Genomic DNA, 13,190 nt, shown 5'->3' with positions numbered 1-13,190 from the left:
AGGGCAGCGTACCGGGCGGCGCGTTGCCTGCCCCCTTTTTACACCACTTGCCGCCCCGGGGCCTGCTGCTCGCGCTTGCCAGCGAGCCAGTGCAGGATCAGGGCAACCACCAGCAGGCCGGCCATGATGAAGCCCCAGAAGATCCAGCCGAGCACACTGATCAGCGTGCCGAGGCTGCCTGCGAAGGGCAGCACCTGGTTAAGACCCTGCGCGGCCCAGACCAGGCCGCCCTGCAGCGATTCCAGCCATGCCGGATCCACCCAGGGGGCCGCCCAGGCCGGCGCAACCCATTGCGAGGTGTCGACGGCGGCGCCGGGCACCTGCGTCGTGGCAATGGTGGCCAGCACCCAGTCGGTCAGTTGCAGGGTCAGCGCCACCAGCCCGGTCCAGAGCGCCGCGAGGACGGCAAAAGCGAGCCAGATGATTTTCTTCATTGATGTGGTACTCCGATGACTCAAAAAGAACCGCCACGATAGCGGCGATTCTATTTCCGAAAAACCAGAGTGGATGTGACAAACATTAAGATAAAACCGAAGTTTTAGCTTGGGAGAGGATCTCGCGGACAAGGGGATGGTGCTGGCCGCGGCGGTTGCGGATGGCGTGGATTTCCTCGTGCACGTCCTCGCAGCGCGCCAGCGGCCGCAGGCCGCGCAACAGCGCGACGTCGTCCCCGCCCAGGCGGCTGAGCGGAAAGACGCCCAGGCCCCGGGCCGCGAATACCGACATGAGCGCGCTGTCCTCGAATTCGCCCACCACGTTCGGATACACGTTCTGTTCGGCAAACCAGCGGTCCAGCGTCTGTCGCAGCACCGAGTGGCCCGTGGGCAGCAGCACCGGCAGCCGCTCCAGGCAGCGCGGAAAATCCAGCGTGTCCGACTTGCGCACCAGCTTGGCGGGGCCGTACCAGTCCACCGGCGAGGACACCAGGCGGTCGCTGGTCAGCCGCAGGTTGGGGTTGGCGGGGGCGCCCTGGCCGGCCAGCACCAGATCCAGGTGATGCCGCGCCAGCTCGCCCAGCAGCTCCTCCACTTCGCCTTCATGGCAGGTCAGATGCAGATCGGGCGTGTGCAGCACGGGGCCCAGCAAGGCGTGTGCCGCCAGCTTGGAGATGCCGTCCGACAGGCCCACGGACAGCCGCACGACGGGCTTGGTGGCGGCCGCGCGCACTTCCTGCGGCAGCACTTGCCCGATCTGGAAGATTTCCTCAGCGCGGGCGAACGCAGCCTGGCCGGCGTCGGTCAGCGCCACGCCACGCCCGGCTGGCTTCAGCAACTGATGGCCCAGGTTCTTTTCCAGTTCCCGGACCTGCGCGCTGATCGTTTGGATGGCCATGTCCAGGCGCTCGGCGGCGCGGGAAAACCCGCCCTCCTTGGCAACCATCCAGAAATAGTACAGGTGGCGGTAGTTCAGCATGGGTGTCGGCTCACTTCGGTTTTTTCGAACCTTAACTCACTTTCAGGCTGATTTCTCCATTCCAGGCGGAGCGGGATCATGGGCACCTTCGAATCTAGCGGGGTCAACCATGGACACTCTGATCACCTTCTTCAACGCCGATTTTCTCGGCACGCCGGCGTGGAGCTGGTTGCTCTTCGTCGGTATCGTCGTCAGCCTCCTGGCCTTTGACCTGGGCGTGCTGCACAAGGAAGACCGCGAGATCGGCGTGCGCGAAAGCCTGTTGCTGTCTGCCGGCTACATCACCGCCGCCGTGCTGTTCGGCGGCTGGGTCTGGTGGAACATGGGCGCTGAAAGCGGCATGGCCTACTACACGGGCTTCATGATCGAAAAATCGCTGTCCATGGACAACGTGTTCGTGATCGCGCTTATCTTCAGCTTCTTTGCGATCCCGCGCCAGTACCAGCACCGGGTGCTGTTCTGGGGCATCCTGGGCGTGATCGTGCTGCGTGCCACCATGATCGGCCTGGGCGCCGCCCTGGTCAGCAACTTCGGCTGGCTGCTGTATCTGTTCGGCGCGTTCCTGGTGTTCACGGGCATCAAGATGTGGATGATCGCGGACCAGACGCCCGACATCGCCACGAATCCGATCCTGAAGTTCCTGAAGCGTCACATGCGTGTCACGGACGACCTGCGCGGCAACGCGTTCATGGTGACCGAGGTCGATCCGGCCACGTCCAAGAAGGTGCGTTACGCGACGCCGCTGCTGCTGGCGCTGGTGCTGATCGAGTTTGTCGACCTGGTGTTTGCCGTGGACTCGGTGCCCGCGATCTTCGCCATCACGACCGACCCGTTCATCGTGTACACGAGCAACATCTTTGCGATCCTGGGCCTGCGTGCGCTGTACTTTGCCCTGGCGGCGATGATCCACCGCTTCCATTACCTGAAGTACGCGCTGGCTCTGGTCCTGGTGTTCATCGGCACGAAGATCTTCCTGGTCGGTTTCATCGGCAAGATGCCTCCCGCGATTTCGCTGGGCGTGACCTTCAGCCTGATCCTTGGCGGCGTGCTGTTCTCGCTGTGGAAAACCCGCTCGGATGAACTGAAGCCGCAGTAACCCTGGCGTCCCGCCTTCCAACCGCCCGCCGGCGACAATCGGCGGGCTTTTTTATGGCGGCCTTTTTGTGCAGTCCATATGCAGCCGATATGGCAAGCGACGCCATCGTGAATTTGTCAGCGGAAAAGGCGAGGCGTACAGTCGGCGCTACCCCCATCGCCACGCAAGGAACGATCATGAACAGCTGGTCCGCCAAGCAGTATTCCGCCTTTGAAAACGAACGTACCCGCCCGGTGCGTGACCTGGTGGCGGCCTTGCCCAACCTGCTCGTCAAGCGCGCCGTGGACCTGGGGTGCGGGCCGGGAAATTCCACCGAAGTGCTGGCCAGCCGCTATCCGGACGCCGAGATCTCGGGCATGGACAGCTCGCAGGACATGATCGATGCGGCGCGCAAGCGCTTGCCGGCGCTGTCGTTCGAACTGGACGACATCGCCACGTGGAATCCGCCGCAACGCTATGACGTGATCCTTGCCAACGCCGCGCTGCAATGGGTGCCCGACCACGAGACGCTGTACCCCGCGCTGGTGGCCAAGCTGGCCCCCGGCGGCAGCCTGGCGGTGCAGACGCCCGACAACCTGGAAGAACCCGCGCATCGTCTGGCCCGGCAGGTGGCGGGCGAGGCGCCCTGGTCGGCCAAGACGGGCGGCGTCAAGCATCCGCCGCGTCACAGCGCGGCCTGGTATTACGAACTTCTCAAGCCGCATTGCGGCACGCTGGACGTATGGCGCACGACCTACCATCATCCGCTCGCGGGCGCCGCCGCCGTGGTCGAGTGGTTCAAGGGGACGGCCTTGCGGCCCTATCTGGACAAGCTGGATGCCGCCGAACAGGCCAGTTTCCTGGCGCGCTATCAGTCGTTGATCGAGCAGGCCTATCCGGCGCTGGCCGATGGCACCGTGCTGCTGCCGTTTCCGCGCCTTTTCATCGTGGCCGGTTCCAGACAGGCGTGACCCGCGCGCGCGTTCATGGCGGCGTGGCCTGCGGGTCGCTCTTGTCCGCGAAGTAACGCGCGGGTGTCTTGCCCAGCGTTTTCTTGAACATCGTGATGAAGGCGCTGACCGACTCGTAGCCCAGGTCTTCGGCCGTGCGCTGCACCGACACGCCCGCCGACAGCCGTTGCAGCGCCAGGATGATGTGCAGCTGCTGGCGCCAGCGGCCGAAGCTCATGCCGACCTCCTGCTGCACCAGCCGCGCCAGCGTGCGTTCGCTCATGGCGACGCGCTTGCCCCACTGCGCGACGGTGCTGCGGTCCGCCGGATCCGCGTTCAACGCGCCGGCGATTTCGCGCAGGCGCGGATGATCCGAGATGGGCAGGTGCAGGTGCTCGGTGGGCATCTGCGACAGCTGGTCCATCAGGACGTCGGCCAGTCTGCGGTTGGCGGGCGCTGCCGCATCGGCAGGCGCCAGGTTGGCCAGGTGCACGACCAGTTCGCGCACCAGCGGGGTGATGGCCAGCGTGCAGCATGCCGTGGGCAGGCGCGGCGCGTCGGCCGGCACGAACAGGAAGCAGACGCGGCCATTGGCCGTGACCCGGTTGCTGTGCGGCACGCCGCCGGGGATCCAGACCGCGCACTGCGGCGGCACCATCCACAGGCCTTGCGGCACCGAGCAGGTGACGCCGCCGCGCAGCGCCAGGACAAGCTGGCCCATGTGATGCCGGTGCGTCGGCGATTCGTTGTCCTGCTCGGCCGCATGCACTGGCATGGCAAACGCCCATTGCGTGGCGGAATCCGGATCGAAGGGGGCGGGCGGCGTGTCGGGCGTGCGCATGGGCGTCGGCGCTGCAAAAGGGGAATGTGGCCGAATTGCGGGAAAGGTTGTCATTATCTCGAAATTCGGTAAGGCGCGCGGCGCGTAAGCTGGTGGCCTTTCCGTTTCCCTTTGCCGACGCCCGAGTGACCATGCACGTATCCCGTCCTTCGACGCCACCCAGCCGCCCGGCGCTGCTGATCCTGGGCATTCTCTGCATTGCGATGGCCCTGCGCGCGCCGTTCACCAGCGTGCCGCCGCTGATCGGCCTGATCCGCGCCGAGCTGGACCTGTCGTCGGCGGCGGCCGGCATGCTCATCACGCTGCCGCTGCTGGCCTTCGCGGTGGTGTCGCTGTTTGCCGCGGGGCTTGCGCGCCGGTTTGGCCTGGAGCGCACGCTCTTTGCGGCGATGCTGCTCGTCGCTGGCGGTATCGTGATCCGCACGCTGGGCGCGGCGGCGGGGCTATACGCGGGCACGGCCATCATCGGCGCGGGCATTGCGTTGGGCAACGTGCTGCTGCCCAGCCTGTTGAAGCGTGACTTCCCGCAGCGCCTGGCGGGGCTGACGTCGGCCTACGTGCTGACGATGGGTCTTGCGGCGGGACTGGCCTCGGCCATTGCGATTCCGCTTGCCAATCTGCCCCTGGGCGGCTGGCGGTTTTCGACGCTGTGCATGCTGGCGCTGCCGTTAATCAGCCTCTTGTTGTGGCTGCCCCAGCTTGCGGGCCACACGCCGCCCGCCGCGACCACCGCCCACGCGCCGCACGGCGTGCGCCTGTGGCGTTCGCCGCTGGCCTGGCAGGTCACCGTGTTCCTGGGCATCAATTCTTTCGTGTTCTATGTGGCGGTGAGCTGGCTGCCCGCCATTTTGCGCGACGCGGGTTACTCGGCTGAACGCGCCGGATCGCTGCATGGATTCATGCAGCTGGCGTCCGCGGCGCCCGCATTGTTCATGGCGCCGCTACTGCGCCGGTTGAGGGACCAGCGGGTCGCGGCGTTCTGCGCGGCGGGCGCGTCGTGCGTCGCGTTCGCGGGCCTGATCGCGGCGCCCACTTGGGGGGCGTTGTGGATCGCGCTGCTTGGCCTGGGCACCGGCGCGGGCATTATCCTGGGCCTGGCGTTCGTGGGACTGCGCGCCAGCCATGCGCAGCAGGCCGCGGCGCTGTCGGGCATGGCGCAATGTGCCGGCTACCTGTTCGCCGCGACCGGCCCCGCGATGGTGGGCGGCTTGCATGACAAGCTGAGCGGGTGGGGCGCCGCGTTGGGCGTGTGCGCGGCGTTGTGCGCCGTCATGGCGGTGACCGGGTTGTATGCGGGGCGCGCTATTCAGATTGGCCGGGCGGGCGCTTCCAAAGACGCACCAGCGTTTCCGGCGCATCGGCCTCCGGCACGTCAAAAGTGACTCGCGCGGTATCCGCGCCTTCGAATTCCACTTCCACGTGAAAGTAGCGCTGATCGCCGCCCGCGCCGGCGCTGCCGGGCATGGCTTTCGGGGCGGCATGCAGGATCGCATCGCAGACCTCCTGCCGCACGCCAGGCGGGCAGGTGGCCATGTCGATACGGCGCGGCTGGGCAAGGCCGGGCAGGTATGCCAGGCCGCCCTCGCGGCTAAGGCGCACGAGCTGCGCAAGGTCGAGGGGCGGCAGTTCGATCATGGCAGCACGCCCACGGCCTTCCAGGCCTCGTCGATGGCGCGGCGCACGTCCGCTCCGTGTTTCTCGCCGGCGACCAACAGCGTCAGGCCTGCAAAATCCTTGAACGCGGCATCGTGGCGCAGGCGCTTGTCGCACAGCGTGTCGTACCAGACCTGCCCCGCGCCGTTCCACGCATTGCCTTCCAGTGCCGTGGCGGCCAGATAGAACGCGCGGTTCGGAATCCCCGAGTTGATGTGCACGCCGCCGTTGTCGCGCGGCGTATCGACGTAGTCCCGCATGTGCGCGGGCTGGGGGTCCGTGCCCAGCACCGGATCGTCGTACGCGGTGCCCGGCTCGGCCATCGAGCGCAGCGCGCGCGCTTGCACGTTTTCCGTGAAGAGACCTTGGCCGACCAGCCAGTCCGCCTCGCGGGCCGTCTGCCCCAGCGAATACTGCTTGACCAGCGCGCCGAACACGTCGCACAGCGATTCGTTCAGCGCGCCGGGCTGGCCTTGGTAGAGGAGGGCGGCCTCGGTGTCGATCACGCCATGGGTGAGCTCGTGGCCGATGATGTCGACCGCGACGGTGAAACGGTTGAAGATCTCGCCGTCGCCATCGCCAAACACCATCTGCGCGCCGTTCCAGAAGGCGTTTTCGTAGTCCTCGCCGTAATGCACCGTGCCGATCAGCGGCAGGCCGTGCGCGTCGATGGAGTGCCGCTTGTACACATTCCAGAAAAGCTTGTAGGTCGAGCCCAGATGCGCGTAGGCCTCGTCCACCGCGGGGTCGCCGCTGGGCCGTGCGCCTTCGGCGCGAACCAGCTTTCCGGGCAGCGTGGTGCCGTTGCCGGCGTCGTGCACGGCGCGGTCGGGCGTGCCCGCCGGCGCCACCTGGCGCGCCGGCGCCAGCGTCGCGCGAGGCGGCTGTCCCGCCATCTCGCGCAGGCTGCGCTGCTGCTGATCGATGATCATCGTCTTGACGGCAGGCATGCTGACGCGCGCATCGGTGTGCTGCGCAAGCCGGTCCAGCATGTATGGCGGGACCACTCCGATGAGGGGAGCGGACTCGGAAGGGCGGGGCATGGTCGATCTCCGACAAGCGCGCCGGATGGGGCCCCGGCGCGGTCCTGTTTAACGTAGCAGATGGGTGAACAGGGAGCCGTAACAGGATGCGGCGCGATGCGCCCCGGCAACGGGCGCGCCTCGACAGCGCCGCGCCGATCCGGTAGGGTCTTGCGCTTTCCTGTCATGCCGGACCCTTGCAATGCCGACTCCCGATTACCGCATCACTGCCCTGACGTTGACCGATACGCACGTGCTGTTGACGCTTGCCGACGGCCGCGAGGTCAGGGAGCCGATACGGCGGCATATCCGCCTGCATGAAGCCACGCCCGAGGCACGCCAGGCGTGGCAACTGGTGGATGACGGGCACGGCGTCGTGTGGCCCGCGCTGGCCGCGCCGGTGCCGCAGGGCATGCTCAACGTGCACGATCTGCTGTGGGACTTGCGATACGAGCAGGCCATGGCGGCGTTGCAGGCGGCCGGATGGAAGCTCGACCGCTTGTCGCCCACCGACCAGGAGCTGGTTGCGCTGTGGCGGATGGAGGCCGACATCAACAATGGCGGCTTCATGCAGTTTCTGTGCAACTGGGGCGACGAGACCTGCCAGCTTGCCTTGCAGGCGCTGCGCAAGATCGGGGCCGTGCACATGCTGGACGTGCTCTCGCGCATGCGTGCGCTGATCGACCGCTTCGAGGCCTCGCCCGAGGTGGTGCAGCTCAACGATATCTACGGCGCGATGACCGAGGCGGAGCAGGAAGAGCTGGAGACGCTGGACCACGCGTTCTGGGACTATCCCGATCCGCTGTCCCGGTTGGGGTTGCGCTGGTACGGGGCGTAAAACCGCCGAAAACACCGCGTGTGAAACGTTCAGAAACGTATCGCCACATTACGTTGACACCCGCTTGCGGCAGTGCGCTCGCTGCGGGCTAGAATCCCGTCCTTCTTTCCCGGGGGGGACGCTCGATGCGGTATTTCCTGATCTTGGTGGGGGCGGCGGTCATCGCCTATCTGCTCGCGCGCGGCATCGCAGCGGTGCTCTCGGACCGTAAACGCAAAAGAACAGACAGGGATTGGAAGTGAAGATGAAGCCGACAGATATCCAGATGGTCAAGACGATCGGCGCGGTCAAGCCGCGCAAACTGACATTCGCCATTGGCACCGCGCTCATCTTTCTGCTGATCCTGTTCATCGCGTTCGGCTCGTGGTTCCAGGTGGATCAGGGCGAGCGCGGCGTGGTGCTGCGCAACGGCAAGCTGGTGCGCGTGGCCGAACCCGGCCTGGATTTCAAGACGCCGTTCATCGACAACGTGATGACGGTGTCCGTGCGCGACCACACTTTCGTGTTCGAAAAGCTCGAGGCCTATAGCTATGACCAGCAGCCGGCCACGCTGCGCGTGTCGGTGACCTACCGCGTGCCGTCCGAGCACGTCGCAGAGCTCTATTCCGAATACGGCACCATCGCCAATCTGCAGATGCGCGTGCTCGAGCGCAAGACGCCGGACGCGGTGAAGAACGTATTCGGCCAGTACACGGCCGTGCGCGCCATCCAGGAACGCCAGAAGCTCGGCCTGGATGTGAACAGCGCCGTCCTCAAGACGATGGAAGGCGCGCCGGTCCAGGTGGTGGGCGTTCAGATCGAGGAAGTGGGTTTCTCGCAGGCCTACGAGCATTCGATCGAACAGCGCATGCTGGCCCAGGTGCAGATCGAAACCACGCGCCAGCAAAAGGAAACGGCGATGATCACCGCCGAGATCCAGGTGGTCAAGGCCAAGGCCGAAGCCGACGCGCGCCGTCAGCAGTTCACCGCGGAAGCCGACGGCATCCGCATGCGCGGCGAAGCCGAGGCGGCCTCGATCCGCGCCAAGGCCGAGGCGCTGGCCGCCAACACCAACCTCGTCAGCCTGAACGCCGTGGAAAAATGGGATGGCGTGCTGCCGTCCACCCAGGTGCCGGGCGCGGCGCTGCCGTTCATCGGCATCAAATAGCCTTTGCTTCGGGCAGGTTCGCCGGCAGGGCAGGCCCTTCCTGCCGCCGGCGCGCGAAGTCCGCGACAAGCTCGCCGGACACCGCCTTGCTGTAGTACCAGCCCTGCACGATGATCTCCGCGCTGGACGCCAGCGCGGACAACTGACCATCGGTTTCCACACCCTCGACGATGATCTGCAGGTTCAATGCCTCGCAGAACCGCAAGAGGCCGCTCATCACCAGCGCGCCCCGGTCATGGCTTTGCGCCATCACGAAGCTGCGGTCGATCTTGACCGCATCGATCTGGAACTGGTGCAGGTAGCTCAACGCGGAATAGCCCGTGCCGAAGTCGTCGATGTAGACTCGGGCGCCGATGCCGTGGAGGCGGTCGAAGGCGGTGTGCAGCGCCTGCGCGTCCTCGACCAGCGCATCTTCCGTCAGCTCCACCGAGACCTGGCCCCGCGTCTGGTCCAGCACCTTGATCAACCGGTCCAGGTAAGCCGGCGAGGTCAGCGTGGCGCCCGTGACGTTGATCGTCATGGGCAGCGAGAAGCCCTGCGCGCGCCAAGCCAGGCATTGCCGCACCGCTTGCCGCGCTACCCAGAGATCCACTTCGCCCATCAGGCCGGCCTGCGCCAGCCATCGCAGGAATTCCAGCGGCGCCTGTTGCGTGCCTTCGGGGCCGGTGGCGCGCAGCAGCGCCTCGCAGCCGGTGCACAGGCCCGTGCGCAGCGAAACCTGCGGCTGGTATTCCAGGTAGAAGTCGTATTCGCTGATGGCGCGGATGCGTGCGACCTCGGCGCGGCGCCGCGCGCGCGTGGCGTGGGTGGACGCGACGGGGTCGTGCGCGTACAGCAGCGATTCTTCCTGCAGTTGCGGAAAGGTCGCGTCCAGCGACTTGAAATACACCGTGGAATCGGCCTTGCGCTGGCGCTCCAGCGCGATCAGAAAGGGCGCATAGATGCACGCGCCCAACGCCACAAGCGCACATTGCAACGCGATCCCCGCCACCTGTTCGCCCGCGCCCAGATAGGCGTTGAACAGCACGGGCGACGTCAACGGCAGCGCCACGGTGGCGGGCGCAAGCCAACCCAGTTGCACCGCTGCCAGCGCCATCAGCACGTTGATGACCGGCGTGAGCACGAAAGGCAGCAGAAGCCGCGGGTTCAGGATGAGCGGCAGGCCAAACAGCAGGATTTCGTTGATGTTCAGGAGCGACACGGGAATGCTTGCCAGCGCCAGCACTCGCAGCGAATCGCTGCGCGAGAACAGCAGGATCGCCACGACCAGCGAGAACGTCGCACCCGAGCCGCCAATGAAGACGAAGGCGCCCAGCAGCGTGCCGTTCAGCGCATAGACGCCTTCGTAGCCGGCGGCGACGCTTGTGGCGTTGAGCCGCGTGGCCTGGTCCAGCACGTCCATGATCGGCGCCATGGCGTGCGCGCCGTGGATGCCGAAAAACCAGAACATCGAATTCAACGCGGCCACGATCGCGCCCGCGCGGTAGGGACTGTCCAGAGACGCCATGCTGAGCGGGATGTCGACCTGCGCCACCGCCGGGATCGAGAGCGCGGCGGACAACGCCGCCATCACCAGGCCGGCGGTCAGCAGGCCGGGGACGATCATGTTCAGCGAGTCGCGCACGTTCTCGCCGATAAGTCCGTCCGGCGCAAGCTGCGTCCAGCGGCGCCGGTGCAGCCAGGCCATCAGCGGCACGGCCGCGATCGGGATCACGATCGCGATGAACAGGGTGAGCGTGGACGCCGCGCGGGGGTAGGGCGCCAGCAGGCGTTCGGCGATGACAACGAGGCACAGGCACAGCAACGCGGTGGGCAGGTGCGGCAGCCGGTGGCGGATCGACAGCATGTAGCCGATGGCCGTGCCGGCCAGGAGCGGCATGACGGTGGACAGCGCGCCGTGCAGGTCGGCCAGGGCATCGGCAATGCCGCCCGGCAGGCCCAGCAGCCGGGCGCAGACGGACAGCACCAGGAACATCGCGGACACCAGCAGGCAGGGCATGACCCAAAGCAGGCCTTCGCGGATGGCGCGCAGGGAATTGGCGCTTGCCAAAGCGGCCAGCCGATCCCTCGGGTACTGCGGGAAGATCGATTTCGGCATTGCCGTCGTAGGGCGCAGGGGGAGCGGGCGGCCCGTGTCCGTCCGGCGGGTAAAAATCCGTTGCCGCATGCTAGCGCCTGAATTCGGGCTTTAGCAATCCAAAAAAATGCGGTCGGCCTAGGGATTCCCCTCTGTCAATAATGCGTTGTCCCGGCTTTTTGACCGGGGACAAGTCTGGCCGGACGCTATACGATCGGAGGAACGCCGCTCTTTCGTAGACGGCGGCGCCTAGCGCACACGTTTCACCAGGAGGAGACCTGGATGTCTCAGTTGGATTGGACGCCCGGCGATACCGTGCCGGATCGTCAGGGTTATTACGAGACGCGGCTGGACACGGGCGGCACCGCGATTTCGCTGTACAGCGTATTGGGGTGGATGCCCGTGAAGACACCGGGCAACCTGGTGAGCTGGCGCGCCTTGCCCCCCGCCGTCGAGCGCCAGGAGGCCGAACGGCATCTGCAGGAGATCCGCGCCGCGCAGAGCCACGTGCCGATGGATTACTAGGCTGCGCGGCCTGACGGCTGCCGGCGGGCCACGCCTTGCAAAGACGAAAACCGCATTTATAATTGCGAATCATTTTCATCTTGTCTTTGCTCTCAGGCGGTGACGCCGGGCCGCACCGTCATGCCATCCTCCTCGTTTGCCTCTCATGCAGAGGTGCAGTCCGTTTACCAAGCCCATCACCAGTGGCTGCGTGGCGTGTTGCAACGCAAGCTGGGCAATGCGTCGGACGCGGCCGACCTGGCTCACGACACGTTCGAACGACTGATCCGCGCCAATGTCCGCGAACCGCTCAATGAGCCGCGCGCCTATCTGCGCACCATCGCCACGCGTCTGCTGATCGGCCGGGCACGCCGCGCCGCGCTGGAGGCCGCCTATGCCGAGACGCTGGCGCTGCAGCCCGTGGCGGTCGAGCCTTCGGTCGAGGCCCGCGCCCTGATTCTGGAGGCGCTTGCCGAGGTTTGCGAACTGCTGGACACCTTGCCCATGACCAGCCGCCGGATCTTCCTGATGGCGCAGATCGACGGTCTTTCCTATGCCGAGATCGGCAAGGCCTTGGGCCTGACGCCCAACGCCGTGCAGAAGTCGCTGGCGCGCGCGCTGGTGCACTGCTACACGGCCGTGTACGGCTGAATCCCGGTTCCATGGACAACGCCAAGCTGCTGCGGCCGCACGCACCCGAGGCGGGCGCTATCGACCCCAAGGTGATCCGGCAAGCGGCGGACTGGTGGGCGCGTCTGCGCGAAGACGCCAGCGCCGCTGATCGGGATCGCTTCGAGCAATGGCGGCGGGCGGCGCCCGCCCACGAGCTGGCTTGGCAGCGGCTTGGCGCATTGACGCGCGACGTGGCGGCGGGCGTGGCGCAGGCCGGGCCGTCGGTGGCGTCGCGTACCCTGGCGCAGGCGCCGCTGATCCAATCGCGGCGCACGGCGATTCGCCTGATGGTGGCAGCCGTTGGCATGGGCCTGGGCGCCTGGGCCATCAGCGAGCGTGAAACGATCCGCCAGTTGTCCGCGGACCTGCGCACCGGCACCGGTGAACGCCGGTCGGTGACGCTGCCCGACGGCACGCAGGTGCAGTTGAACGCAGGTACTGCGGTCGACCTGCGCTATACCGCCAGCCAACGCGAACTGGTGCTGCTGCAAGGCGAGATCCTGATCGAAACTGCGCCGGACGCGAATGGCCGGCCGTTCAGCGTGCGCACACGTGGCGGCGTGCTGACGCCGGTGGGCACACGCTTTGTGGTGCGCGATCTGGAAATGGGCCGAATGCGGGTGGCGGTGCTGCAAGGCGCGGTGGACGTTCGCGGCTTGGCGCCGGACGCGGCGCCGCGGCGCGTGCGGGCCGGCGAGCAGGCGGAATTCACCGTGGACGGCGGCTTTGCGGCGCGGACGCTGGAACCGGGCGTGTCCGCCTGGCTTGACGGCATGCTGATCGCAAATGAAATGCCCTTGTCGGAATTCCTGAATGAACTCGGACGCTACCGGCCGGGCCTGCTGCATTGCACCGGCGAGGCGGCCGGGCTGCGTGTGGTGGGCGCGTTCCCGCTGGCTGATACCGACAAGGTGCTGGCCATGCTTGAGGAAATTCTTCCGGTGCGGGTGCGCCGCTACACCCGCTACTGGGTGACGGTGAGCCGGACGTGAGCCGCC

General features: G+C 66.6%; 14 protein-coding genes. 8 read left to right on the top strand and 6 right to left on the bottom strand.

The window, feature by feature from the left end:
• Nucleotides 1–38: 38 nt before the first annotated feature.
• Both LN047_RS22910 and LN047_RS22905 read right to left on the bottom strand, forming a co-directional pair.
• Entirely contained in the window at nt 39–434 is a 396-nt protein-coding gene (locus LN047_RS22910) for a hypothetical protein (protein WP_062839720.1), read from the bottom strand.
• A gap of 85 nt (nt 435–519) precedes the next feature.
• Nucleotides 520–1,413 carry a LysR family transcriptional regulator gene (locus LN047_RS22905; protein WP_062839719.1) on the bottom strand — a complete coding sequence of 298 codons (894 nt, stop codon included), beginning with the start codon at nt 1,411–1,413 and terminating at the stop codon, nt 520–522.
• A 109-nt stretch (nt 1,414–1,522) separates the two neighbouring features.
• On the opposite strand from LN047_RS22905, the gene LN047_RS22900 reads away from it, so the two are divergent.
• Together LN047_RS22900 and tam are read left to right on the top strand one after the other, a co-directional pair.
• The gene (locus LN047_RS22900) at nt 1,523–2,509 is read left to right on the top strand and encodes a TerC family protein (RefSeq protein ID WP_373980266.1); all 987 of its coding nucleotides are present in this window, start codon (nt 1,523–1,525) and stop codon (nt 2,507–2,509) included.
• Nucleotides 2,510–2,685: 176 nt separating this feature from the next.
• Nucleotides 2,686–3,459 (top strand): trans-aconitate 2-methyltransferase, encoded by a 774-nt coding sequence (gene tam, locus LN047_RS22895; RefSeq protein ID WP_373980265.1) that lies wholly within the window; start codon nt 2,686–2,688, stop codon nt 3,457–3,459.
• A 13-nt stretch (nt 3,460–3,472) separates the two neighbouring features.
• On the opposite strand, the gene LN047_RS22890 is transcribed toward tam, so the two are convergent.
• Nucleotides 3,473–4,279, bottom strand: coding sequence for a helix-turn-helix domain-containing protein (locus LN047_RS22890; protein ID WP_062839716.1), 807 nt, complete (start codon nt 4,277–4,279; stop codon nt 3,473–3,475).
• Between the two features lie 131 nt (nt 4,280–4,410).
• Between LN047_RS22890 and LN047_RS22885 the strand changes: the two genes are divergently transcribed.
• A complete protein-coding gene (locus tag LN047_RS22885) occupies nt 4,411–5,661 on the top strand; it encodes an MFS transporter (protein ID WP_373980264.1) in 1,251 nt (416 codons plus the stop codon).
• On the opposite strand, the gene LN047_RS22880 is transcribed toward LN047_RS22885, so the two are convergent.
• The gene (locus LN047_RS22880; RefSeq protein ID WP_063952390.1) at nt 5,582–5,914 is read right to left on the bottom strand and encodes a protealysin inhibitor emfourin; all 333 of its coding nucleotides are present in this window, start codon (nt 5,912–5,914) and stop codon (nt 5,582–5,584) included. The genes LN047_RS22885 and LN047_RS22880 overlap by 80 nt on opposite strands.
• A complete protein-coding gene (locus tag LN047_RS22875; protein ID WP_373980263.1) occupies nt 5,911–6,975 on the bottom strand; it encodes a M4 family metallopeptidase in 1,065 nt (354 codons plus the stop codon). Before LN047_RS22875 ends, LN047_RS22880 begins: the two co-directional genes overlap by 4 nt.
• A 181-nt stretch (nt 6,976–7,156) precedes the next feature.
• Here LN047_RS22875 and LN047_RS22870 point away from each other — a divergent pair, with 181 nt between their 5' ends.
• Entirely contained in the window at nt 7,157–7,792 is a 636-nt protein-coding gene (locus LN047_RS22870; RefSeq protein WP_180097979.1) for a DUF4375 domain-containing protein, read from the top strand.
• A gap of 244 nt (nt 7,793–8,036) precedes the next feature.
• Nucleotides 8,037–8,939 carry an SPFH domain-containing protein gene (locus LN047_RS22865; RefSeq protein WP_373980262.1) on the top strand — a complete coding sequence of 301 codons (903 nt, stop codon included), beginning with the start codon at nt 8,037–8,039 and terminating at the stop codon, nt 8,937–8,939.
• Here the strand turns inward: LN047_RS22865 and LN047_RS22860 are convergent.
• Nucleotides 8,932–11,037 (bottom strand): PTS sugar transporter subunit IIC/EAL domain-containing protein, encoded by a 2,106-nt coding sequence (locus LN047_RS22860; RefSeq protein WP_373980261.1) that lies wholly within the window; start codon nt 11,035–11,037, stop codon nt 8,932–8,934. The genes LN047_RS22865 and LN047_RS22860 overlap by 8 nt on opposite strands.
• Nucleotides 11,038–11,298: 261 nt before the next feature.
• Between LN047_RS22860 and LN047_RS22855 the strand changes: the two genes are divergently transcribed.
• From LN047_RS22855 to LN047_RS22845, 3 genes are all read left to right on the top strand, one after another.
• A complete protein-coding gene (locus LN047_RS22855; protein WP_056326242.1) occupies nt 11,299–11,541 on the top strand; it encodes a hypothetical protein in 243 nt (80 codons plus the stop codon).
• Nucleotides 11,542–11,694: 153 nt separating this feature from the next.
• The gene (locus LN047_RS22850; protein WP_223572599.1) at nt 11,695–12,171 is read left to right on the top strand and encodes a sigma-70 family RNA polymerase sigma factor; all 477 of its coding nucleotides are present in this window, start codon (nt 11,695–11,697) and stop codon (nt 12,169–12,171) included.
• A gap of 11 nt (nt 12,172–12,182) precedes the next feature.
• Entirely contained in the window at nt 12,183–13,184 is a 1,002-nt protein-coding gene (locus LN047_RS22845; RefSeq protein ID WP_373980260.1) for a FecR domain-containing protein, read from the top strand.
• The last annotated feature ends 6 nt before the right edge of the window (nt 13,185–13,190 follow it).

Origin of the sequence: Achromobacter sp. JD417 (assembly GCF_041879325.1) — a bacterium.
GTDB classification, from domain to species: Bacteria; Pseudomonadota; Gammaproteobacteria; order Burkholderiales; family Burkholderiaceae_B; genus Achromobacter; species Achromobacter mucicolens.
The sequence above is the reverse complement of the archived record's forward strand: the minus strand, read 5'-3'. Positions and strand labels throughout refer to the sequence as shown.